We start from the raw sequence: 22,792 nt of genomic DNA on the forward strand, positions 1-22,792 counted from the left end.
GCCTCGGGGGGCGCGGCCGGACGGTCAGGCGTCCCGGGTCCCGGGAATCAGAGGAAGAAGTGGAAGCTGCCCATGCGCCCACCGTAGCCGAGCCTCCGAGACCGGGGCATGCCCTTTTCGCCCGGCTTCCGTACGCCCGTACCGGTGAGGTCCGGCGCGGTGTCGAGGATCGCGGACCGGCTCCGACGTCTCCTGTGCACCGGCCCCGCGGCACGCGACGGGACGACGGAGCGGACCGCCGGAGCAGGCGGAACGGACGGAACAGACGGAACAGACGGACGACACGGAGGAACGTCATGAAGTACCTGGTGATGGTGCAGGGCGCGCAGGCCGACTACGACGCCATGAACGGCCGGGCCTCGGCGCACAGCCCGGCCTGGAGCGAGTCCGAGCTGAAGGCGATGTTCGCCCACATGAACGCGATCAACGACGACCTGGCGGAGTCCGGGGAGCTGGTCGACGCACAGGGCCTCACGGAGCCCGCGAGGACCCGGCACGTGACCGCGGACACGGAGGGCCGGCCGGTCGTGACCGACGGACCGTACGGGGAGACGAAGGAGGTGCTCGCCGGGTACTGGGTGCTCGACTGCGAGAGCCTGGGGAGGGTGACGGAGATCGCGGCGCGGGTGGCGCGCTGCCCGGTGCCGTCCGGCGCCCCCGTCTTCCCGGTCGTGATCCGGGAGATCGACGAGGCCGGTGGCGGCGACCTGGGCGGAGGCGAGACCGGTTGACCGGACCCGGGCCCGGCCCGCGGGACGTCGAGGACCTGCTGCGGCTGCACGCGCCGCAGGTCCTCGGCGCACTCGTGCGCCGGTACGGGCACTTCGACGCCGCCGAGGACGCCGTACAGGAGGCGCTGCTCGCCGCGGCCGGCCAGTGGCCCCGGGACGGGGTGCCGGCCAATCCGCGCGGCTGGCTGATCCGGGTGGCGTCCCGCCGCCTCACGGACGCACTGCGGGCGGAGGCGGCGCGGGCCCGGCGCGAGGAGCGGGCGGTGCGGCTCGAACCCCGCGAGGTCCGGGCGGCGCCGGCCGACGACGACGCGCTCACCCTGCTCTTCCTGTGCTGCGACCCGGGGCTGCCGCCGGCCGGGCGGGTCGCGCTGACGCTGCGGGCCGTGGGCGGGCTGACGACGGCGGAGATCGCCCGCGCCCACCTCGTCCCCGAGGCGACGATGGCCCAGCGGATCAGCCGGGCCAAGGCGCGGCTGAGGGAGGCCGGGGCCGACCGGACCTTCCGCCCGCCCGGACCGGAGGACCGCGACGCCCGCCTGGCATCGGTCCTCCAGGTGCTCTACCTGATCTTCAACGAGGGGTACACCGCCACCTCGGGGCCCGCCCTCCACCGCGCCGACCTGGCCCGGGAGGCCATCCGCCTGACCCGCACCGTCCGCAGGCTGCTGCCCCGCGAGGGCGCGGTGACGGGCCTGCTCGCCCTGATGCTGCTCACCGAGGCGCGCAGCGCGGCCCGCACCGGGCCGCACGGCGAGCTGGTGCCGCTCGACGAGCAGGACCGCACCCGGTGGGACAGGGCGGCGATCGCCGAGGGGACCGCCCTGGTCGAGGAGGCGCTGACGGAGGGCCCGCCCGGCCCGTACCAGCTCCAGGCGGCGATCGCCGCGCTGCACGACGAGGCCCCGGACGCGGCGGGGACGGACTGGCCCCAGATCCTCGCCCTGTACGACGTCCTGGTGGCCCGGTCGCCCGGCCCCGACCCGATGGCGGAGCTCGGCCGGGCGGTCGCCCTGGCGATGGTCGAGGGCCCGGAGGCGGGGCTGGCCGCGCTGGCCGCCCTGGAACCCCGCCTCGCCCGCTCCCACCGCCTGGCGGCCGTCCGCGGCCACCTCCTCGAACGCGCCGGCGACCCGAAGGGCGCCGCCGGGGCCTATCGCGCGGCCGCCCGCGCCACCCTCAGCCTCCCGGAGCGCCGCTACCTCCAGACCCGGGCCGCCCGCCTCGACCCGTGACCGGCACCGCCGCGCCCGCCCAGGGGCCGCGCGACGCGGAACCGACCACACCGCCGCGGTCCCGCGCCCACACCCGACCGGCACATAACCTTCCGGAACCGACCATCCGTCACATCGGGAGCGACCGTGCCTTCTCGCCTCAACCCGTACATCAGCTTCGACGGCGACGCGAAGTCCGCCATGGAGTTCTACAAGGAGGTCTTCGGCGGCGAGCTGGCCGTCCACACCTACGGCGGCTTCGGGGGCGAGGCGCCCCCGGGATACGAGGACAAGATCATGCACGGCATGCTGGAGACGCCCGGCGGCTTCACCCTGATGGGCGCCGACAACCCGCCCGGCATGCCGCTGAACGCCGGCAACAACATCGCCGTGAGCCTGAGCGGCGACGACGCGGACGAACTCCGCGGCTACTGGGACAAGCTGTCCGCCGCCGGCACCGTGTCCGTCCCCCTGGAGAAGCAGATGTGGGGAGACGTCTTCGGCATGTGCACCGACCGCTTCGGCATCACGTGGATGGTCAACATCGCCGGCGGACAACAGCCCTGACCCGAAACACGCGAGCGGGCCGCCCGGGCCTGCCGGGCGGCCCGCTCGCGTACGCCGCTACCGGTCGCCCGCGAGGTCCAGGTCTTCCCTGAGCTCCTCGTGGGCCGGGCCGGCCGGCTGGTCCGGTCCGGCGGCCGGCTCACGGCGCGTCCAGGTGCGCGGTGCCTCGTGGGCCACCGGGGACCACCAGCGCTCCACCGGGAGCCTGCCGGCGGGTTCGAAGGGTTCGCCCGGGCGTGGGGCCGCGACCGGCTGGCCCGCGCCCTCGCCCTCGTCCGCCGTCCACTCGCCCGGTTCCGACCACGCGTGCGGGGCCAGGTTGAAGGTGCCCCAGTGGATCGGCAGCAGCACGCCGTGCGGCCGGCCGCCCTGGAGGTCCAGGTGGGCCCGCATGCCCTCCTCGGGGGTCATGTGGATGTCCGGCCAGAAGTCGCTGTAGGCACCGATCTGGATCATCGTGGCGTCGAAGGGGCCGTGGGCGGCGCCGATCTCGGCGAAGCCGGGGAAGTAGCCGGTGTCGCCGCTGTGGTAGATCCGGTGCTCGTCGCCGGCCACCACCCAGGAGGCCCACAGCGTGTGCTGGGTGTTGCGCAGGCCCCGGCCGCAGAAGTGCCGGGCCGGGGTCGCGGTGAGCGTCAGGCCGCCGACCTTGGTGCTCTCGTGCCAGTCCAGCTCGCGCAGCCGGTCGGCCGGCACGCCCCAGCGCTCCAGGTGGGCCCCGACGCCCAGCGGGACGGCGAAGACGGTGTCGGTGGCGGCCAGCGCCTTGATCGTCGGCAGGTCGAGGTGGTCGTAGTGGTCGTGGGAGATCACGACCACGTCCACCGGGCCGAGGGCGGCCAGCGGCACCGGCACCGCGTGCAGCCGCTTGGGCCCCGCGAAGGGGAACGGGGAGCAGCGGTCGCCCCAGACCGGGTCGAAGAGCACCCGGTGCCCGTCGATCTCCGCGAGCACGCTGGAGTGGCCCATCCAGGTCAGCCGCAGACCGGTGGCCGGCGGCCGGGCGATGTCGGCCAGGGTGGTGGGGTGCACCGGGATCGGCGCGCTGGGCGTGCGCCGGACCCGCTCCTCCTTGCGGAAATAGATCTTGGCGAAGGCGAGCGCCGAGCCGCTCGGCCGCTCCCGGGTGCCCACCGGGTTCTGGAAGACGCCGTCGGCGAAGTGCGGCGAGCGGAGGATCCGCTCCATCCGCTCTCCGGACGGGTCCGCGCCGAAGGCCTCGGGCCGCAGCGCGCGCAGCCCTGCGCGCAGGGGACGGGAGCCGGTCAAGGCGCCTCCTGTGACGATGGGACGTGGGTGTGCTCTGCCCTTCCCAACGTGCGCGCGCGCCGAAGGATTCCGGCCGCGCCACGCGAAACGGACGCCTCCGCTCCCCCGCCTGCCTCCCGCGCTTCCCCCGCCTGCCCCCGTCGCTCCCCCGCCTGCCCCCGTCGCTCCCCCGGCCGCGTCCCGCGCTCCTCCCGGCGGGCTTCCCGCGGGAGCCGTCACCGGGCCGGGCGCGCCCCTCTCCCGTACGGGCGCGCCCACCCGGAGCGGTGCCGTGCCGACCGCTCCACCTCTACAGCGGCAGCAGGTCGGGCCGCTTCGGCTCGACGTGGTCGCCGGAGGACTCGCCGCGCAGCCGCCGGCCGATCCACGGTACGAGGTGCTCGCGCGCCCACTGGATGTTGTCGCGGGTGACCTCGGCGGAGCCGCGGGGCTCCATCGGCGGCCAGGGCTGGTCCGGGTCGGCGGGCACCTCCAGGCCGAGGACCTGCGCGGCGCGCAGCGCGACCCGGGTGTGGCCCTCCGGGGACAGGTGGAGCCGGTCGTCGTCCCAGGCCCGCCGGTCCTGTACGGACTTCAGCGACCAGAGGTCGAGGACGGGGCAGCCGTACCGGTCGGCGATCGAGCGGACGTGCGCGGTGTACGTGGCGACCTTGCCGCGCAGGTGACGCAGGACCGGTACGCCGCGGGTGTCGAAGCCCGTGGTGATCATGACGGTGGGCACGGCGCCGGTGAGGTCGGCGACGGCCGCCTCGAACCGCTCGGCGACGGCGTCGGGGTCGCTGCCGGGGCGGATGATGTCGTTGCCGCCCGCACAGAAGGTGACCAGGTCGGGCGCGAGCTCCTTGGCCCGGGGGACCTGCTCGGCCACGATCTGGTCCAGCAGCCGGCCGCGTACGGCGAGGTTGGCGTACCGGAAGTCGTGCTCGTCACGGCGGTCGGCGAGCAGCACCGCCAGCCGGTCGGCCCAGCCGAGGAAGGCGCCGTCGGGACCGGGGTCTCCGACGCCCTCGGTGAAGCTGTCCCCGATCGCGGCGTACGAGCCGATGGGGAGGGTGGATACGGGTGCTGTTGCTGTTGAAGGTGTCGATTCTCCTGCCACGGGAGCACATCCTTCACCGAAGGATGTGACCTACGCGACCGTAGGAAGGGGTTGACGCGGGGTGATCTGGACCACCCGGTCAGTTTGGCCGAAAACAGCCGTACGACCGGGACCCCCCTCGGGACCCGGTCGCACGGCTGCCTCAGTGGACGCGTCGGACGCGTCGGACGCGTCGGGCGCGCCGGCGGACGCGGCTCAGACGCTGACGCCCTTGTCCCGCAGGTAGGCCAGCGGGTCGATGTCGTCGCCGTAGCTCGGGCCCGTGCGGATCTCGAAGTGCAGGTGCGGGCCGGTGGAGTTGCCCGTGGAGCCGGAGAGGCCGATGCTGTCGCCGGCGCCGACCGACTGGCCCGCGGAGACGTTGAGCGAGGACAGGTGGGCGTACTGGGAGTAGCGGCCGTCCTCGTGCCGGATGATCACCTCGTTGCCGTACGCGCCGCCCCAGCCGGCGGAGACCACGGTGCCCGCGCCGACCGCGCGGACGGTGGTGCCGGAGCCGACCGAGAAGTCGACGCCCGTGTGGTAGCCGCTGGCCCACATGCCGCCGCCGGCCCGGTAGGAGGTGCTGATGCCGCCGCTGACCGGGGCGACGAACCCGGCGCCGCTCACCGCGGTGGTGGAACGCTGGGTGGAACGGCTGGCGGTGGCCGCGGACCGGTCGGCGCCGGTGTCTTCGGCGACGGCCTTGGGCTCGGCCTTCCGGACGGCCTTCTTCTGGGTCTTCTCCGGGGCCTTCTTCGCCGGCTTGGGCGCGGCCGCGGGCTTCGCCGGGGCCTCGGCCGCCTTCGGCGCGGCCGCGGCGCCGAGGGTCAGCTCCAGGCCGGGGTGGATCAGGGAGGGGTTGCCGCCGACGGCCGCGCGGTTGTCGGCGTACAGCTTCTGCCAGCCGCCGCTCAGGTGGTGCTCGGACGCGATCTTGGAGAGGTGGTCGCCGGCCACCACGGTGTACGTGACGGGGGCGGCCTGCGGGACCGCGGCCGGGACGGCGGCCGGGGCGGCGTGGGCGGCCTGGGGGGCCTGCGCGGGCAGCGCCTGCGGGGCGGCGGCCGGCCCGGCGGCGTGGGCGCCGGAGGCCCCCATCAGCGGCAGCGCGAGGGCGGCGCCTCCGGTACCGGCGGCGACGAAACCGCGGGTTATCGGGCTGGACTTGGGACGGCGGTGCTTACCCTTTCCGGGCATGGCGCATTCCTCTCCGGCGCCTGCGAGGTGAGCTGTCGGGTTCGGGCTGGAGATGCCCGGCCGCACGGGTGCGGCTTCACCCCGAGCCGGCCGCGAGAAGATCGCGTCCGGCGGCTTACCTGGTTCCCCCGCTCCTGCCGCACGAGTGGTCGGGTGCGGTTTCCGGGGGCGGCAGGATTCGGCGTTCCACCCGGATCGACGGCGACGGTAATCCAGCGCCCGCAGACGGAACAAGCCGTGAATTCCCCTTGGGAATCACCCGGATGAATGATCGACGGAATTCCCGTCACACTCCGTCCATTGCGGACGTGTAACAGCCAGCACTACAGCGGAATTCGGGATTCCACCGCAGCCACTCACGGTCACCGTATGATCTGCCTCACGAGGAGGTCGCACATCTGCCGCCTCATTGCGGTAACTTGACGCCAAGTAGTGCAATTCGGACATGTCCCCCGAGCCGCCAGGAGCCCCCACGTGACCCAGCAGATACCCCAGGCGCCGTCGACCGAGCCGGAGCTGACCGGCGTGCGCAACTTCCGCGATGTGGGCGGACTTCCGACCACAGATGGACGGAGGGTGCGAACGGGGCGTCTGTTCCGAAGCGGACATCTGGCACATGCCACCGATACCGATGCGCACTACCTCGCATCGCTCGGACTCCACACCGTCTTCGACTTCCGCAACGCCGCCGACAAGGCGCTCGAAGGTCCCGACGTCGACCTGCCGGGCGTGCGCAACGTCAACATCCCGCTCTCCGACCCGGCCGACGGCAAGGAGTTCTGGAAGATGGTCCGCGACGGCGACCTGACCCAGCTGGAGGAGGTCCTGGGTGACGGCCGTGCCGCGGCGCGCATGTCCGCCTCGTACCGCAAGATGATCAAGGAGCGGACGGCCGAGCACAGCAGGGTGGTGCACGCCCTCGCCGAGGACAGCGTCCCCGCGCTCATGCACTGCGCGGCCGGCAAGGACCGGGCCGGCCTCTCCATCGCGGTCACCCTGCTCGCGCTCGGCGTGGAGCGCGGGGCGATCGTCACGGACTACCTGGAGTCGAACGCCCCGCACCGCCGGTACCGCGTCCGCCGCGGCAGCGATGCCCCCGAGGCCCGCTCCCCCGAGGTGATGGCGCTGCTCAGCCCGCTCTTCGACGCGCGGGCCGAGTACCTGGAGGCGGCCTTCGCCACCATCGACGAGGTCTGGGGCGGGGTCGACGGCTACCTGGCAGAGGGCCTGGCCCTGGGCCCGGACACCCTGGACCGGCTGCGCGAGCGCCTGCTGGACTGACGCACCGCCAGACGGTACGGACCCGCACGCGGGTCCGTACCGCCGCCGCCGCTCAGCGCCCCGCGACCGCCTGCTTCACCAGCGTGCGCCCGAAGTCCCACATCAGCGAGCCGCCGCCGTGGGCCTCGTCCATCACGTCCCGGAACGCGGCGACGAACCGTTCCACGTCCGCCTCGTCGATCACCAGCGGCGGAATGAGCTTGATCACTTCCAGGTGGTCGCCGGAGACCTGCGTCAGGATCCGGTGCTTCTGCAGCAGCGGGACGACCACCATCTGCGCGAAGAGCCCCTTGCGGGCCGCCTGGAGCATCGTCCAGCGGCTGCGCAGCCCCAGCGACGAGGGCCGGCCGAACTCGATGCCGATCATCAGCCCCCGGCCGCGGACCTCGTGCAGCAGCTCGTACTCGTCGACCATGGCCGCGAGACGGCCGCGCAGCAGGTCTCCCATCGCCCGCGCGTGCGCCACCAGCCCCTCGTCGTCCATCACGGCGAGGACCGCGAGCCCGGCCGCCATCGCCTGCGCGTTGGACCCGAAGCTGGCCGAGTGCACCAGCACCCGGTCCATGGACGAGTAGACCTTCTTGAAGATCCAGTCCTTGCCGAGGGTGGCGCCCACCGGCACGTACCCGCCCGAGAGCGCCTTCGCCACGCACACCAGGTCGGGCTCCACGCCCGCCTCGTGCTGGTACGCGTAGAAGTCCCCGGTCCTGCCGAGGCCGGTCTGCACCTCGTCGGCGATCAGCAGCGCCCGGTGCCGGTGCAGCAGCTCCTGCGCGGCCCGCAGGTAGCCGGGCGGCGCCGGGTACACCCCCTTGCCCTGGACCGGCTCGACGATCAGGGCGGCCACGTCCCCGTGGCGCAGCTCCCGCTCCAGGGCGCCGAGATCTCCGAGCGGCACCGCGGTGTCGGGCAGCAGCGGGGCGAACCCGTCGCGGAAGGCGTTCTCGCCGTTGACCGAGAGGGAGCCGGTGGTCAGGCCGTGGAAGGCGTGGGCGCAGTACAGCACCCTGGGCCGGCCGGTGGCGTAGCGGGCGAACTTCAGCGCGGTCTCCACGGCCTCGGTGCCGCTGTTGCCGAAGAACACCCGGTCCAGGTGGGGGCTGTACGAGAGCAGCCGCTCGGCCAGCAGCCCGGGCAGCGGCTGGCAGTCGAAGCGGGTCAGGTCGGCGAGCGAGGCGTCGAGCACGTCGTGCAGCGCCTTGCGGACCACCGGGTGGTGCCGGCCCAGGCCCATCACGCCGAAGCCGGCCAGCATGTCCAGGTGGTCGCGGCCCTCGGAGTCCCAGAAGTGGGCGCCCTCGGCCCGCTCGTAGACCTTGTCGAAGCCGATGGTGTGCAGCATGCGGGGCAGCTGGTGGTTGAGGTGGCGGGCGTGCAGTTCGTACCGCTCCCCGCCGCGTTCGGCGAGCAGCCGGCCGAGGTCGAAGCCCTTCCCCGCGGCCGTGGGGTCCTCTGTCATGCGGTGTTCTCCTCCTCGGGCGCGCTGGCCTGGCCGCGGAGTGCCGCCGCGGTCCCGTCGCGCTGTTCCTGGCCCCCCAGGGCGCGGGCGATGCCCCCGGCGATCTCGACCGGGGTCAGCCCGACGTCGGCGAGCACCTCGGCGCGCTTGGCGTGCGCGAGGAACCGCTCGGGGATCCCGAAGGACCGCAGCGGTACGTCGGTCCCCGCGTCCCGCAGCTGCTGGGCTACGGCCCAGCCCACGCCCCCGGTGCGGCTGTTGTCCTCGACCACGGCGACCAGCCGGTGCCGGGCGGCCAGCGGTACGAGGGCCTCGTCGAGCGGCTTGACCCAGCGCGGGTCCACCACGGTGCAGGAGACGCCCCGGGCGGCGAGCAGCTCGGCGGCGCCGAGGCAGACCGGGGCCATCACGCCCGCGGAGACGATCAGCACGTCCTCCCGGCCCGGTGCCGCGCGCAGCAGCAGGTCCATGCCGCCGACGCGGCCGGCCGCGGGCACCGGGGGGCCGACGGTCTCCTTGGGGAAGCGCAGCACGGTCGGCGCGTCGGAGACGTCGAGGGCCTCGCGCAGCTGGGCACGGAGCTGGTCGGCGTCGCGCGGGGCGGCGATGCGCAGGCCGGGGACGACCTGGAGGACCGACAGGTCCCACATGCCGTTGTGGGAGGGGCCGTCGGTGCCGGTGACGCCGGCCCGGTCCAGGACGAAGGTGACGCCGCACTGGTGCAGGGCCACGTCCATCAGGACCTGGTCGAAGGCCCGGTTGAGGAAGGTGGCGTAGACGGCGACGACCGGGTGGAGTCCGCCGGCGGCGAGGCCGGCGGCCGAGGTGGCCGCGTGCTGCTCGGCGATGCCGACGTCCCAGACGCGGTCGGGGAAGCGGGCGGCGAACTCGGTGAAGCCGACCGGGTGGAGCATCGCCGCGGTGACGGCGACCACGTCGGGCCGTTCGGCGCCGATCCGGGCCAGCTCCTCGCCGAAGACGGAGGTCCAGGAGGGTGCCGGGGTCTCCAGCGGCAGCCCGGTCCCGGGGTCGATGACGCCGACGGTGTGGAAGCGGTCGGCCTCGTCGGCGAGGGCGGGCGGGCAGCCGCGGCCCTTCTGGGTGATGCAGTGCACGAGGACCGGGCCGCGGAATCGTTTGGCCCGGTGCAGCGCGGCCTCCAGCGCCTCGGTGTCGTGCCCGTCGACCGGGCCGATGTACTTCAGGCCCAGGTCCTCGAACAGGCCCTGGGGCGCGAAGGCGTCCTTGAAGCCCTTCTTCGCGCCGTGCAGGCTCCCGTAGAGGGGCCTGCCCACGACGGGCGTGCGCTCCAGGAGGTCCCGGCCCCGGGCCAGGAGGCGCTCGTAGCCGTCGGCGGTGCGCAGGGCGGCCAGGTGGCCGGCGAGGCCGCCGATGGTGGGGCCGTAGCTGCGCTCGTTGTCGTTGACGACGATGACGAGCGGGCGGTCGGCGGCCGCGATGTTGTTGAGCGCCTCCCAGGCCATGCCCCCGGTGAGGGCGCCGTCGCCGGTGACGGCGACGACGTGGCCGGGGCCGCCGCGCAGCTGCCGGGCCTTGGCGAGGCCGTCGGCCCAGCCGAGGACGGTGGAGGCGTGCGAGTTCTCGATGACGTCGTGTTCGGATTCCTCGCGCGACGGATATCCGGAGAGTCCGCCCTTTCCGCGGAGTTTCGAGAAGTCCTGACGGCCGGTGAGCAGTTTGTGCACGTAACTCTGGTGGCCGGTGTCCCAGAGAATGCGGTCCACCGGCGAATCGAACACGCGGTGCAGGGCCATGGTCAGTTCGACCACGCCGAGATTGGGTCCGAGGTGGCCGCCGGTCCTCGCGACGGCATGGATCAGGAATTCCCGGATTTCACGGGCGAGTTCGGCCAGGAGTTCGCCGGGAACCGCTTTCAGATCGTGCGGTCCCCGGATCCCTTCGAGAATCGGCATGCTGGTCCCCCTGGTGATCGTGTGCCGCTCCTCAGTCGCGGTTGCCCGAGACCGTCTCGCGGGCGGCGCGCAGGGACTCCTTGAGGGAGCCCATGGTGGCGAGGACGGCGGTCGGCTCGTAGCCGCAGTGCGCCATGCAGTTGGCGCACCGGGGGTCCTTGCCGCGGCCGTACTTGTCCCAGTCGGTGTCCTCGATGAGCTCGCGGTACGTGGGCACGTAGCCGTCGCTCATCAGGTAGCAGGGCCGCTGCCAGCCGAAGAGGGAGTAGTTGGGGATGGCCCAGGCCGTGCAGGGGAAGTCCGCCTTGCCCTCCAGGAAGTCGAGGAAGAGCGGCGAGTGGTTGAGCCGCCAGCGGCGCCGGTTGCCGCCCGCGAAGGCCTTCCTGAACAGCTCGCGGGTCTGTTCGACGCCGAGGAAGTGCTCCTGGTCGGGCGCCTTCTCGTAGGCGTAGGCGGGCGAGATCATCATCTCGTCGACCTGGAGGTCGTCGTTGAGGAAGTTGAGCACCTCGATGACGGTCTGGGGGGTGTCCGTGTTGAAGAAGGTCGAGTTGGTGGTGACGCGGAAGCCCCGGCGCTTGGCCTCCTTGATGGCCGCCACGGCCTCGTCGAAGACGCCTTCCTTGGCGACGGACTCGTCGTGCCGCTCGCGGAGGCCGTCGATGTGCACGGCGAAGGCGAAGTACGGCGAGGGGCGGAAGTCCTCGATCTTCTTGCGCAGCAGCAGCGCGTTGGTGCACAGGAAGACGTACTTCCGCTTGGCCACCAGCTGCCGGACGATCTCGTGGATCTGCGGGTGCATCAGCGGCTCGCCGCCCGCGATGGACACCATCGGCGCGCCCGACTCCAGCACGGCGCCGACCGCCTGCGCGACCGGCATCCGCTGCTTGAGCACGCCCGCCGGGTGCTGGATCTTGCCGCAGCCCTCGCATTTCAGGTTGCAGGCGTAGAGCGGCTCCAGCTCGACGATGAGCGGGAACTTCTCACGCTTGCGGAGCTTCTGTTCGAAGAGATAGGTCCCGACCCTGATGGACTGTCGCAGCGGCATGGCCATCTGGCTCACCTCCTGGGGAGCAGCGAAGAACGGTGCCAGTCATGGAAAACGGGAAGGACGGCACGAAGGACACGGAAGGCCGATATTCCACCGCGTACCGTGCCGATTCGGACGAGCTCATGCTCCGGAGCGTCCACGATCACCCGGACGGCCGCAACCGGGCGCCGTCCGGGGGTGTACGGAGCCGGGTGCCGTCCGGCGGTGTACGGACCCGGGTGGGCCGGGTGGCCGGCGGGCGCGCCGGGGCCGGTCGTTGTGTGGACCGCCGTCCACAGCGTGGCGGCCGACTCCATGTCCACCGCGATGGCTCCGGAGGCCTGCAGTGCGGCGCGTTCGGGGCCGCGGACGACGTGGTCGGAGCCGGTCAGCACGCCGGTGTGGACGGTGCGGCCGGGCACGGCCCTGGCCAGGGCCTCGGCGAGCGCGGCGGTGCCGTCGCAGACGACCTCGCCCCGGGGGTCGCGGGTGCGTTCCGCGACCACCAGGTCGCCGGGGTGCATACCGGGCAGCAGCCCGGCACAGAACCCGGTGGCCACCACGGCCGCCCCCGCCATGCCGGGCGCGCCGAGCGCCCGGGCCACGGCCCGCTCGGCCGCCAGCGGCCCCATGCCGGTCCGCAGGACGGTGAGCGGACCGTCCGCCCCACGTCGCGCGCCGCGGCGCAGCGCGAGGCGCTCGATGCCGAGCGCACAGGCAACGAGCAGCGGGGGCACGGGATCGGGGCCCTCCGCCTGTCCCGGGTCGGACCTCCCACCGCCGGCCATCACACCCCGCCGTCCGCGACCGGCGCCGCCCGGGGCGGCACGGAGTCACCCGACCCGGGGGCCACCTGCCCGCGCCCCGCAGGGCCCGAGTCGACCGGGTCCGCCACGTCAGGCGCAGGGGTGCTGGAGGGCGCCGCACTGGGCGCCACCGGATCTGGCGCCGCCGCACTCGGCGCCGCCGCACTCGGCGCCACCGCGCCCGGCGCCGCGGGGCTCGGGGTCGCCGCACCAGGCACCGCCGGGCCGGAGGCCGCCGCGCTCGGCGCTGCCACCGGACTCGGCGCCGCCGTACCGGGCGCCACCGGGCCGGGGGCCGCCCCGCTCGGCCCCGCCGGACCAGGGGCCGCCCCTGCCGGCTTCGCCCCGCCGGAGGCGGTTCCGCGGGCCGGCTCGGCCGCGTCCCGGACCGCGGTGCGGCCCGCGGCACCCGGACCGCCGGGGGCGAACGGTTCTCCGTACAGGTAGCGGCCGAGCGCGGTGAGCGGGAAGACCTGCCGGTACAGGTGGTAGTTGATGGAGAAGTCCCAGGGGAAGCCGGTGCCGGTGAAGTGCGGCTCGTCCCAGGAGCCGTCGGGCCGCTGCGTGCCGGTCAGGAAGGCGACGCCGCGCTCGACGGCCTTGCCGTCGCGCTCCCCCGCCGCCAGCAGGGCGAGCAGCGCCCAGGCGGTCTGGGAGGCGGTGGACTCGCCGCGGCCGGCCCAGCTCTTGTCGTGGTACGAGCGCTGGTCCTCGCCCCAGCCGCCGTCCTCGTTCTGTACTGATTCCAGCCAGCCGACCGCCCGGCGCACCGCGGGGTGTCCGGGGGCGATCCCGGCGGCCACGAGCGCGGGGACCACGGAGCCGGTCCCGTACACGTAGTTGGTGCCCCAGCGGCCGAACCAGGAGCCGTCCGGCTCCTGCTCCGCGAGCAGCCACTCGACCCCGCGCCGGGTGCGCGGGTGCTGGCCCCGGCCCTCGACGGCCAGCATCTCCACCACGTGGGCGGTGACGTCGGCCGAGGGCGGGTCGACGACCTCGCCGAAGTCGCAGAAGGGCAGCCGGTTGGGGAAGGGGCTGGTGTTGTCGGCGTCGAAGGCGCCCCAGCCGCCGTTCTTCGACTGCATGCCGAGGTTCCAGCTGACGCCCCGGCGGATGGCACCCTCGACGCGGGCGGGCTGCGGGTGCCGGATCCGGCGCAGCGCCAGGACCACCTCGGCGGTGTCGTCGATGTCGGGGTAGTTGTCGTTGTGGAACTCGAAGGCCCAGCCGCCGGGGGCGAGACCGGGACGGCGTACGGTCCAGTCGCCGGGCCGCTCGATCTCCTCGTCCAGCATCCAGTCGGCGGCCTTGACCAGCGCCGGGTGGTCCGGGGGCAGGCCGGCGTCGGCGAGGGCGATGGCGGCGAGGCAGGTGTCCCAGACGGGCGACTGGCAGGCCTCGATCATGCGGGCGCCGTCCTCGCGCCAGACGGCGAACCGGTCCAGGGACTCCAGCCCGGCCTTCATGACCGGGTGCTCCAGGTCGTAGCCGAGGAGGTGGAGGGCGATGACGGAGTAGACGGCGGGGGGCTGGATGCCGCCCCAGCAGCCGTCGTTCTCCTGGCGTTCGATGATCCAGCGGGCGGCGGTGTTCATGGCCGCCCGGCGCAGTCTGCGGGGCGCCAGCCGGTGGTAGACGTGGAGGGCCTTGTCCATCCGCTGGAAGAAGCCGTCCCAGGTGGTGGCCGGGTCGAGGGGCCGCGGCGGGTTGGGGTTCCGGGCGTCGGCGTGCAGCTCGTCGAGCGTGAAGGGGGCGGGGCGCACCGGCCGCTTGGCGGAGACCACGGTGAGCGGCACGATCGTCTGCCGGGCCCAGCAGCCGAAGTCGTAGATGTTGAGCGGGAACCAGGGGGGCAGGTAGATCAGCTCGGGGGGCAGCTCGGGCAGGTCCTCCCAGCGCCACCAGCCGAACAGGGCGAGCCAGATCCTGGTGAACACGCGGGCCCGGGCGAGGCCGCCGTTGGCCCGGATCCAGGCCGAGGCGCGGGCCATGTGCGGCGCGTCGGGGGCGTCCCCGGCCAGCCGGAGGGCGACGTACGCCTCGACGGTGGCGGACAGCTCGGACGGGCCGCCGTGGAAGGTGGCCCAGGTGCCGTCCGGGCGCTGCTCGCCCCGGATGAAGAGCGCGGCGGCCCGGGTGGTGGGCTCGTCCCTGATGCCGAGGAACTGGCGCAGCAGCAGGTCCTCGGCGTCCATGGTGACGTTGGTCTCCAGGTCGCCCTTCCACCAGCCGGCCGGGTCCTGCCGGGCGAGCAGGTGCCCGGTGGCCCGCTCGACGGCCTCGCGCACCACCGCCGGGGCGGCCCGGTCCGCCGGCCCGCCCGCGGACCCGTCCGGACCGGGTCCGTAGCCCGCCGCCGGGGCGGGCGCGCCGACCCGTGCCGCTTCGCTCCTGCCGGCCGCATCGGCGCCCGGCCCCGCCGGGCCGGCGCCTCCGTCGGTCGTCGCTGTCATGGCTTCCCCTTCGTGCAGTGTCCTCTGCTGTGCTGGGGTCCGACGTCGGCCGGCGCCGGGTCAAGAGCAGGTGGCGCCGGCCGGCGACTCGCGATTCATCTCCCGGAGGTGATCATCTCTTGCGCACGACGACGAAGTCCGCCAGCGCCACGAGCTGATCGCGGACCTTCTGCTCCATCTGCACCTCGTCGAGGGCGGCGACGGCGACGGCGTGCTGGCGCCGGGCCTCCTCCTCGGTCCAGCGGCGGCCGCCGGCCTCCTCGATGAGGGCGGCCCGGGCGGCGAACTCCTCCTCGGAGAAGCTGTCGAGGTCGCTGCTCTTGGCGTCGGCGGCGAGCAGCTCGCCGAGCCGCTCGGAGGCCGGGCCGCCGGCGGCGAGGGCCGCGACCACGGGCAGGGACTTCTTGCGCTGGCGCAGGTCGCTCCAGGTCTGCTTGCCGGTGGACTCCGGGTCGCCCCAGATGCCGAGCAGGTCGTCCACGGCCTGGAAGGCGAGGCCGAGGTGGTAGCCGTACTCCTCCAGCTTGTCGGCGGTGCGGTCGTCCGCGCCGCCGAGCACCGCGCCGATCGAGACCGCGCAGGCCAGCAGGGCGCCGGTCTTGTTGCCCTCCATCTCCAGGCACTCGGCGACGCTGACGCGCTCGCGGTGCTCGTAGGAGATGTCCTGGGCCTGGCCGTCGATGAGCTTGCGGGTGGCGGTGGTCAGGCGGCGGGTGGCGCGGCCGGCCTCGACCGTGCCGAGCTCCAGCAGGATCTCGTTGGCCAGCGCGAAGAGGGCGTCGCCGACGAGGATGGCCTGGGCCGGGCCGTGCACCTTCCAGACGGTGTCGCGGTGGCGGCGCTGCTCGTCGCCGTCCATCAGGTCGTCGTGCAGCAGCGAGAAGTTGTGGACGAGCTCCACGGCCACGGCGCCGGGGATGCCGACCTCGGCCGCGGCGCCCGCGGCCTCCGCGGAGATGAGCGCGAGCGCGGGGCGCACCGCCTTGCCGCCGTCGCCGGCCGACGGGCGGCCCTCGGCGTCGATCCACCCGAAGTGGTAGGCCGCGACGGTGTCCATGGGCGGTGCGAGCCGGTCGACGGCCGCGCGCAGTACGGGCGTGGACAGCTCGCGTCCGCGCTCCAGCAGCGCGATCACGTCCGTCCGCTCCGCGTTCCCTGCGCGGGCGTTCTCGACAGCCGGGTTCCCCGGGTTCACTGGCTCTCCTCTTGTTCCTGTACGTGACGTGCTCGTCGTGCTGATCGTCATGCCGCGCTCCTGCCGGAGTTGCCTCCGGCGCTGCCGGAAGTGGGGGTCCCCCCGGCGCAGCCAGGGGGAAGTTCATGGTGGCGGCCCAGCTCGGTGAGAGCGGTGTGCGCCGCGCCGACGCCGCTGCGCACGGCGCCCTCCATCGTCGCGGGCCACCCGGTGGCGGTCCACGCGCCGGCCAGGTGGATGCCGGGGGCCTTGGTGCGGGGGCCGGGACGCAGCCGTCCGACGCCGGGGGTGGGGGCGAAGGTCGCCGTGCGCTCACGGGTGACGAAGAAGTCCCGTACCTTCGCGCCGCGTGCTGCGGGCAGCAGGCGTTCCAGTTCGGGGAGGTACTTGCGGCGCAGGACGGAGACGGGTTCGTCGATGTCGTCCTGGGCGGCGGACTGGGACAGGGCGAGGTACTGGCCGCCGTCGGTGAGCCCGGAGGCGTCGGTGCGGTCGAACACCCACTGGACGGGGGTGCCCAGGGCCGCGAAGAAGGGCTGCCTGAGCACCTTGCGGTCGTACACGACGTGCACGTTGAGGATCGGGGCGGTGCCGATGTCGAGCAGGGTGTCCGCGTCGTCGAGGGCCCCGTGCGGCAGCAGTGCGTGGGCCTCGCGCTGCGGTACGGCGAGCACGACGGTGCCGGCCGCCAGGGCGCCCGATTCGGTGACGATCCGCCAGTTCCCGTCGTCGGTACGGGAGATGCTGCCGACGCGGGAGCGCAGTTCGGTGGTGACCCCGGCGGTGTCGAGGGCCTTGCGGGCCAGGGTGTCGTGGAGCTCGCCGAGCGGGACGTGGGCCCAGCCGATGTCGGCGGCGCCCGGTTCGGTGAGCAGCGCGGTCTTGAAGACCATCGCGGCCAGCCCGAGGGAGGACCGGTCGGCGGTGGCGTTGAGGGTGGCGATGCCGATGAGGTCCCACAGGGCCTCGACGCTGCGCGCGGACTGCCCGTGGCGGCCGAGCCAGGTGGCGAAGTCCACGCCGTCCAGGGCCGGGTCGTCCGGGTCGAGGGAGCGCAGGGCGAGGGCGGCACGGCCGACGGCGGCGCGCTCGCGCAGGCTGAGGTGCGGGTAGGCGGCCAGGGAGCGGCCGAGGTGCAGGGGGACGGGCAGGGCGGTGCGGCGCAGCCGGCCGAGCCGGGGTCCCTTGGGGTGGGCGACGTCGAGGACGGGCACGTCGAGCCGGTCCTGGAGCGGGGCGAGGTGGGCGCCGCCGACCCGGTCGAGGAACCACCGGTAGGCGGTGCAGCAGCGCAGGTAGACGTGCTGGCCGTTGTCGACGGTCAGCTCCCCGCGCTTGAAGGAGAAGGCGAGGCCGCCGAGGCGCGGGCGGCCTTCGAGGAGGGTGACCTCCAGCCCCGCGTCGGCGAGTTCGAGCGCTGCGGTGACCCCGGCGAGGCCGCCGCCGACGACGACGGCACGGTTGTCGCTCACGCGTCCTCCCCTCCCGCCGCCGGCGGTACGGTCCGGCCGGTGCCCGGCAGGGCCGCGGCCGCGCCGGACGTACGCGAAGACGCCGCGGCGGGGCGGCCGGTTGCCCGGGCGGCCGCACGGCCCGCCCGCACGTGTGCGCGGGCCGGGGCGACGGGCCCGTGGGCGGCGCCGCGGGGCGGGGACTGCACGGTGGGGTACGTCACGGTCAGGCCCGCCCCTTCGTGCGCCGGCGTGAGATGGTCCGCGCGTCGAGGCCGGAGAGGCCGCGCACGGCGACGTAGGCCTTCTCGCGGCCCGGCAGCGAGACGCGGCCGCGCAGGACGGCGGCCGGGTCGCGCTCGATGCGGTCGAGGAGGCGGCGGTAGATGCCGGCCATGGCCGCCACGCAGGCGCCGCTGCGCCGGTCGAGCAGGGGCAGCAGCCGGTAGCCCTCGGCGAACAGGGCGCGGGCGCGCCGCACTTCGTGGTGGACCAGGCCGGGGAAGTCGGAGCCGGCGGGGGCGCGGCCCGGGCCGAAGCCCTCCGCGCAGCCGAACTTGGCGAGGTCCTCGGCGGGCAGGTAGGTGCGGCCGTTGCCGGCGTCCTCGCGAACGTCCCGGAGGATGTTGGTGAGTTGGAGCGCGAGGCCGAGGGTGTCGGCGTACTCGGCGGCGCGCTCGGCGTCGGGTGCGCCGGGCTGGGTGCCGAACACGCCCAGGGAGAGGCGGCCGATGGCCCCGGCGACGCACCGGCAGTAGACCTTGAGGTCGTCCCATGTCTCGTACGTCTCGCCGCGGACGTCCATGAGCACGCCGTCGATCAGCTCGTCGAGGCCGCCCAGCGGGATGGGGAAGCGGCGGGCGGCGTGGGCGAGGGCGACGGCGACCGGGTCGGTGTCGTCCTCGTCGACCGCGCCGTCGCGGATCCGGCCGAGCAGCGCCCGGGTGTCCTCCAGGCGCGCGAGCTTCGCCGCGGGCGCGAGCGTGCCGTCGCCGATGTCGTCGACCCGCCGGGAGAAGGCGTACAGGGCCGACATGGCCTGACGCTTCTCGGTGGGCAGCAGCCGGATGCCGTAGGCGAAGTTGCGCGCCTGGGTACCGGTCACGGCCTCGCAGTAGCTGTACGCGGCGAGTACCGCTCCGGACGCGTGCGAGGTTCCCTCCACGGTCGGGCTCACCCCTCTCTCGGCGCAGTGCGCAGGACGGCGCCCACCTCGCGCACCAGGCGGAGCTTGGCGGGCTTGGGCGAACTGGACAGCACATCGAACCCCGCGTCGGCCACGGCGCACAGCGCGGCGCGCCCCCCGGCGACGAACCCGGCGAGCAGCAGCCGGAGCCTGCCGTGGACGCTACCCACGAGCGGGGTGCCTTCATTCAGCAGCCGGCGGGCGCGCTCGGCCTCGAAGGCGACGAGCGAGCGCACGGAGGCGCCGGCGGTGGGGCGGGCGAGGTCGGCCTCGCCGACGCGGAAGCGTTCCATGTCCTCGGCGGGGAGGTAGATCCGGTCGCGGCCGAGGTCCTCGGCGACGTCCTGGAGGTGCTCGACGATCTGGAGCGCGGTGCAGATCTCGTCGGAGCGGCGGATCCGCTCGGGGGTGCTGGTGCCGGTGAGGGACAGCACGAGCCGGCCCACGGGGTTGGCGGACAGCTCGCAGTAGGCGGCGAGCTCCTCGTACGTGGCGTAGCGGGTCACCCGCTGGTCCTGCCGGTTGGCCTCGATCAGCCCGAGGAACGGCTCGGGGGTGAGCCGGTGGCGGTCCACCACGGGCTGGAGGGCCCGGAGGAGCGGGTGCCGGGGGGTGCCGTCGAAGACGCGCCGCAGGTCCGCCTCGAAGGCGTCGAGCACGGCGAGGCGGTCGTCGGCGCGGTCCGGGGCGACGCCGAGCAGCCCGGCGTCGCGGCCGCCGGGGGCGAGGTCGCCGTCGCCGATGTCGTCGACGAGGCGGGCGTACCCGTACACGGCCATGAGTCCCTCGCGCCAGGCGGCGGGGAGGAAGAACGGGGCGACGGGGAAGTTCTCCTCCGCGGCCTTGCCGAGGGTGGCGCGGGTGTCTGCCGTGTCGGACGGGGGCCGGATGCCGGGCCCCGCGGTCACCGCCCGCCGCCCGGGGCGGGGACGGCTCGCGCGCCTGGGGGCCGGAGAATTCCCGTAGCCATTGCCGTCACATCTCCCGTTCTACACTGCCGACCCAAAACATCCTATTTCGGACACGCCGCCGGTCCGCCCGGCGAGGGCCACCGCTTACATGCGGGGAAACCGCCCCACTTGCCACGAATCAGCACCGGTACAGCTTACGTTGTACAACGCTTTTCGGCCCTGCCGGGTGTCCGTCCGGTGACCGAATGTCGCACGGCGGCCCCCGCCGCGGGCCGCGGCGGGGGCCGGTGGTGGTGCCGGAGTGACCGGTGGGGGCGGTGTCGTCGGGACACGGCCCTAGCGGCCGGTCTCCTTCTCGTACGCCTTGACGACCTCGTCCGTGGGGCCGTCCATCAGCAGCTCGCCCTTCTCCAGCCAGAGCACGCGGTCGCAGGTGTCCCTGATCGACTTGTTGCTGTGGCTGACGAGGAAGACGGTGCCCGCCTCCTTGCGCAGTTCGCGGATCCGCTCCTCGGAGCGGATCTGGAAGCGGCGGTCACCGGTGGCCAGCGCCTCGTCGATCATCAGCACGTCGTGGTTCTTCGCCGCGGCGATCGAGAACCGCAGGCGCGCCGCCATGCCGGAGGAGTAGGTGCGCATCGGCAGGGTGATGAAGTCGCCCTTCTCGTTGATGCCCGAGAAGTCGACGATCCCCTGGTAGCGCTCCTTGATCTCCTCGCGCGACATGCCCATCGCGAGGCCGCCGAGCATCACGTTCCGCTCGCCGGTCAGGTCGTTCATCAGCGCCGCGTTCACGCCCAGCAGCGAGGGCTGGCCGTCGGTGTAGACCTTGCCCGACTCGCACGGCAGCAGGCCGGCGATGGCGCGCAGCAGCGTCGACTTGCCGGAGCCGTTGGTGCCGATGAGGCCGATGGCCTCGCCCTTGTACGCGGTGAAGGAGACGCCGCGCACGGCGTGCACCTTGCGCACGCCCGGGGCGTCGCCGGTCCTCTTGCGGCGGAGTATCTTGCTCATCGCCGCCGTGGCGCTGCCCTTGCCGCCGCCACCCGCGTTGACGCGGTAGACGATGTGGACGTTGTCCGCGATGACCGTGGGGACGGCCGCCCGGTTGTTCTCAGCCACGGCCGTAACGCTCCTCAGCCTTCCAGAAGTACACGAAGCCGCCGAGGCCGATCAGCACGGCCCAGCCGACCGCGAAGGCCCACACGTGCGGGGGCAGGTAGCTGGAGTCGTACCCGTCGATCAGGGCGAAGCGGATCAGGTCCATGTAGATGGCCGCGGGGTTCCACTGCAGGACGTCGGCGATCCAGGCCGGCTTGTCCTTCAGGTACACGCTGATGGAGAACATCACGCCGGACGCGTACATCCAGGTGCGCATGACGAACGGCATCAGCTGCGCCAGGTCCGGGGTCTTCGCGCCCGCCCGCGCCATGACCATCGCGAGCCCGGTGTTGAACACGAACTGCAGGAACAGCGCGGGGATCACCAGCAGCCACGACAGCTGCGGGTAGTTCCCGAAGGCCACGGCGACCGCGAAGACCACGATCATCGAGTACAGCAGCTGCTGGAGCTGCTGCAGCGAGAAGGAGATCGGCAGCGAGGCGCGCGGGAAGTGCAGCGCCCGCACCAGGCCGAGGTTGCCCGAGATCGCCCGGACGCCGGCCATCACCGAGCTCTGGGTGAACGTGAAGACGAAGATGCCCATCACCAGGAACGGGATGTACACGTCCTTGGGCATGTCCTTGCCCGCGTTCAGGATGAGCCCGAAGATCAGGTAGTAGACCAGCGCGTTGAGCAGCGGGGTCGCGACCTGCCAGATCTGGCCGAGCTTGGCCTGGCTGTACTGCGCCATCAGCTTCGCCCGCGAGAACGCGACGATGAAGTGGCGCCGGCCCCACAGCTGCCGGACGTACTCGACGAGCCCCGGTCGGGCACCGCTCACCGACAGGCCGTACTTCGCCGCGAGTTCCGCGGCGCTCAGCCCGGCGTCGGGAGACGGCGGCTTGCTCGTGGCGAGGGCGCCGTCATGGGTTGTGTCACTCACAAGTTGAAACTTTCGTCTTCAAGATGCGCGGCCGGTCGGGCGTGTGGCGGTCGGACGCCTGGTCCCGGGAGTACGCCCATGCTCCCAGAACCGAGCTTGTCAGATGACGGGAGGTCGGCCCAGCCGGGTCAGCCGCCACACGGTCCGCCACTTCATGGGACGGCGCGGGCCGCACGGCGTCGACCATCCCTCGCGGAAGCCGCCGAACCAGGCCTTGAGGGCCGCGGCCGAGGGCCTGCGCAGCAGCGTCAGGAGCAGCCAGACGCCCACGTACACGGGGACCAGCGGCGCGGGCAGGTTCCGGCGGGCCAGCCAGACCCGGTTGCGGGCCACCATCCGGTGGTACACCGCGTGCCGGGAGGGCGCGGTCGTCGGGTGGAACAGGACCATGTCGGCGCGGTAGTCGATCAGCCAGCCGGCGTCGAGGGCCCGCCAGGCCAGGTCCGTCTCCTCGTGCGCGTAGAAGAACTCGCCGGGCAGCGGCCCGACCTCCTGGAACACCTTCGTGCGGACCGCGTTGGCGCCGCCCAGGAAGGTGGTCACCCGCGAGGAGCGCATCGGGTCCGAGGCGCGCAGCCGCGGCACGTGGCGGCGCTGGGTGACGCCCGTTTCGGGGTCGGCGATCCGGAAGCTGACGATGCCCAGCTCCGGGTCCTCCGCGAAGGCCTGCCGGCACAGCTCGGCGGTGTCGGTGCGGGGCAGCAGCCCGTCGTCGTCGAGGAACAGCAGCAGGTCGACGTCGCCGCCGCCCGGGCCGAAGGCCTCGATGCCCACGTTCCGGCCGCCGGGGATGCCGAGGTTCTCCGGCAGGTCCACGGCGCGCACGCCCGCGGGCACCAGCTCGGAGGCCTTCACGCCCTGGCCCACCACGACCACCTCGACCGGGTCGCCCTCCTGGCGGGCGACCGAGTCGAGCAGCGCCTTGAGCTCGTCGGGGCGGTTACCCATGGTGATGACCACCGCGCCGACGCGCAGGCCGGCGC

The 22,792-nt window shown here is 73.7% G+C and carries 18 protein-coding genes, 1 pseudogene and 1 riboswitch; of the genes and pseudogenes, 4 read left to right on the plus strand and 15 right to left on the minus strand.

Translation table 11 applies throughout. The features are described 5' to 3' along the window. The first annotated feature begins 296 nt into the window (after positions 1 to 296). The 3 genes from ACIQUQ_RS23410 to ACIQUQ_RS23420 all read left to right on the plus strand — a co-directional run bounded on the left by ACIQUQ_RS23410 (position 297) and on the right by ACIQUQ_RS23420 (position 2,512). Entirely contained in the window at positions 297 to 731 is a 435-nt protein-coding gene (locus ACIQUQ_RS23410) for a YciI family protein (RefSeq protein ID WP_403978953.1), read from the plus strand. Then, on the plus strand, positions 728 to 1,966 hold the full coding sequence (locus tag ACIQUQ_RS23415; protein WP_403978955.1) for an RNA polymerase sigma factor: 1,239 nt from the start codon (positions 728 to 730) through the stop codon (positions 1,964 to 1,966). The genes ACIQUQ_RS23410 and ACIQUQ_RS23415 overlap by 4 nt, the downstream gene beginning before the upstream one ends. Before the next feature lie 126 nt (positions 1,967 to 2,092). Further along, entirely contained in the window at positions 2,093 to 2,512 is a 420-nt protein-coding gene (locus ACIQUQ_RS23420) for a VOC family protein (protein WP_403657250.1), read from the plus strand. 57 nt (positions 2,513 to 2,569) lie between these two features. On the opposite strand, the gene ACIQUQ_RS23425 is transcribed toward ACIQUQ_RS23420, so the two are convergent. The 3 genes from ACIQUQ_RS23425 to ACIQUQ_RS23435 all read right to left on the minus strand — a co-directional run bounded on the left by ACIQUQ_RS23425 (position 2,570) and on the right by ACIQUQ_RS23435 (position 6,059). Then, complete coding sequence (locus ACIQUQ_RS23425) at positions 2,570 to 3,781, minus strand: MBL fold metallo-hydrolase (protein WP_403978957.1); 1,212 nt, start codon at positions 3,779 to 3,781, stop codon at positions 2,570 to 2,572. A gap of 289 nt (positions 3,782 to 4,070) precedes the next feature. Further along, the gene (locus ACIQUQ_RS23430; RefSeq protein WP_403978960.1) at positions 4,071 to 4,880 is read right to left on the minus strand and encodes an SGNH/GDSL hydrolase family protein; all 810 of its coding nucleotides are present in this window, start codon (positions 4,878 to 4,880) and stop codon (positions 4,071 to 4,073) included. A 195-nt stretch (positions 4,881 to 5,075) separates the two neighbouring features. Then, complete coding sequence (locus ACIQUQ_RS23435; RefSeq protein ID WP_403978962.1) at positions 5,076 to 6,059, minus strand: peptidoglycan DD-metalloendopeptidase family protein; 984 nt, start codon at positions 6,057 to 6,059, stop codon at positions 5,076 to 5,078. Between the two features lie 4 nt (positions 6,060 to 6,063). Further along, positions 6,064 to 6,221: riboswitch (cyclic di-AMP (ydaO/yuaA leader) on the minus strand. A gap of 312 nt (positions 6,222 to 6,533) precedes the next feature. Here ACIQUQ_RS23435 and ACIQUQ_RS23440 point away from each other — a divergent pair. Then, a complete protein-coding gene (locus ACIQUQ_RS23440) occupies positions 6,534 to 7,340 on the plus strand; it encodes a tyrosine-protein phosphatase (RefSeq protein ID WP_403978965.1) in 807 nt (268 codons plus the stop codon). 52 nt (positions 7,341 to 7,392) lie between these two features. On the opposite strand, the gene ACIQUQ_RS23445 is transcribed toward ACIQUQ_RS23440, so the two are convergent. The 12 genes and pseudogenes from ACIQUQ_RS23445 to ACIQUQ_RS23500 form a co-directional block, all read right to left on the minus strand. Next, a complete protein-coding gene (locus tag ACIQUQ_RS23445; protein ID WP_403978968.1) occupies positions 7,393 to 8,799 on the minus strand; it encodes an aspartate aminotransferase family protein in 1,407 nt (468 codons plus the stop codon). Then, entirely contained in the window at positions 8,796 to 10,733 is a 1,938-nt protein-coding gene (gene dxs / locus ACIQUQ_RS23450) for a 1-deoxy-D-xylulose-5-phosphate synthase (protein WP_403978971.1), read from the minus strand. Before dxs ends, ACIQUQ_RS23445 begins: the two co-directional genes overlap by 4 nt. Before the next feature lie 31 nt (positions 10,734 to 10,764). Then, positions 10,765 to 11,787 carry an adenosyl-hopene transferase HpnH gene (gene hpnH / locus ACIQUQ_RS23455; protein ID WP_403978974.1) on the minus strand — a complete coding sequence of 341 codons (1,023 nt, stop codon included), beginning with the start codon at positions 11,785 to 11,787 and terminating at the stop codon, positions 10,765 to 10,767. Between the two features lie 5 nt (positions 11,788 to 11,792). Next, positions 11,793 to 12,551 (minus strand): 1-hydroxy-2-methyl-2-butenyl 4-diphosphate reductase, encoded by a 759-nt coding sequence (locus ACIQUQ_RS23460; protein WP_403978977.1) that lies wholly within the window; start codon positions 12,549 to 12,551, stop codon positions 11,793 to 11,795. Between the two features lie 425 nt (positions 12,552 to 12,976). After that, a pseudogene (gene shc, locus ACIQUQ_RS23465) lies at positions 12,977 to 15,022 on the minus strand (squalene--hopene cyclase); the annotation flags it as partial. A 112-nt stretch (positions 15,023 to 15,134) separates the two neighbouring features. After that, positions 15,135 to 16,217, minus strand: a complete 1,083-nt coding sequence (locus tag ACIQUQ_RS23470) for a polyprenyl synthetase family protein (protein WP_403978980.1) — start codon at positions 16,215 to 16,217, stop codon at positions 15,135 to 15,137. A 47-nt stretch (positions 16,218 to 16,264) separates the two neighbouring features. After that, on the minus strand, positions 16,265 to 17,689 hold the full coding sequence (gene hpnE / locus ACIQUQ_RS23475) for a hydroxysqualene dehydroxylase HpnE (protein ID WP_403978983.1): 1,425 nt from the start codon (positions 17,687 to 17,689) through the stop codon (positions 16,265 to 16,267). Between the two features lie 205 nt (positions 17,690 to 17,894). After that, entirely contained in the window at positions 17,895 to 18,845 is a 951-nt protein-coding gene (hpnD, locus tag ACIQUQ_RS23480) for a presqualene diphosphate synthase HpnD (RefSeq protein WP_403978986.1), read from the minus strand. Continuing rightward, positions 18,842 to 19,762, minus strand: coding sequence for a squalene synthase HpnC (gene hpnC, locus ACIQUQ_RS23485; RefSeq protein WP_403978989.1), 921 nt, complete (start codon positions 19,760 to 19,762; stop codon positions 18,842 to 18,844). Before hpnC ends, hpnD begins: the two co-directional genes overlap by 4 nt. 339 nt (positions 19,763 to 20,101) lie before the next feature. After that, a complete protein-coding gene (locus ACIQUQ_RS23490; protein ID WP_403978992.1) occupies positions 20,102 to 20,887 on the minus strand; it encodes an ABC transporter ATP-binding protein in 786 nt (261 codons plus the stop codon). Continuing rightward, positions 20,880 to 21,809, minus strand: coding sequence for an ABC transporter permease (locus tag ACIQUQ_RS23495; protein ID WP_403657294.1), 930 nt, complete (start codon positions 21,807 to 21,809; stop codon positions 20,880 to 20,882). Before ACIQUQ_RS23495 ends, ACIQUQ_RS23490 begins: the two co-directional genes overlap by 8 nt. Positions 21,810 to 21,908: 99 nt before the next feature. Next, on the minus strand, positions 21,909 to 22,757 hold the full coding sequence (locus ACIQUQ_RS23500; RefSeq protein ID WP_403979233.1) for a glycosyltransferase family 2 protein: 849 nt from the start codon (positions 22,755 to 22,757) through the stop codon (positions 21,909 to 21,911). Positions 22,758 to 22,792: the final 35 nt, after the last annotated feature.

Origin of the sequence: Streptomyces sp. NPDC101118, assembly GCF_044759445.1 — a bacterium.
GTDB lineage: Bacteria > Actinomycetota > Actinomycetes > Streptomycetales > Streptomycetaceae > Streptomyces.

Bases quoted from the DNA above. Each gene is read 5' to 3' on its own strand.
- ACIQUQ_RS23500 (WP_403979233.1), bottom strand. From the start codon at position 22,757: ATGGGTAACCGCCCCGACGAGCTCAAGGCGCTGCTCGACTCGGTCGCC.
- ACIQUQ_RS23435 (WP_403978962.1), bottom strand. From the start codon at position 6,059: ATGCCCGGAAAGGGTAAGCACCGCCGTCCCAAGTCCAGCCCGATAACC.
- ACIQUQ_RS23445 (WP_403978968.1), bottom strand. From the start codon at position 8,799: ATGACAGAGGACCCCACGGCCGCGGGGAAGGGCTTCGACCTCGGCCGG.
- dxs (WP_403978971.1), bottom strand. From the start codon at position 10,733: ATGCCGATTCTCGAAGGGATCCGGGGACCGCACGATCTGAAAGCGGTT.
- hpnH (WP_403978974.1), bottom strand. From the start codon at position 11,787: ATGGCCATGCCGCTGCGACAGTCCATCAGGGTCGGGACCTATCTCTTC.
- ACIQUQ_RS23460 (WP_403978977.1), bottom strand. From the start codon at position 12,551: ATGGCCGGCGGTGGGAGGTCCGACCCGGGACAGGCGGAGGGCCCCGAT.
- ACIQUQ_RS23410 (WP_403978953.1), top strand. From the start codon at position 297: ATGAAGTACCTGGTGATGGTGCAGGGCGCGCAGGCCGACTACGACGCC.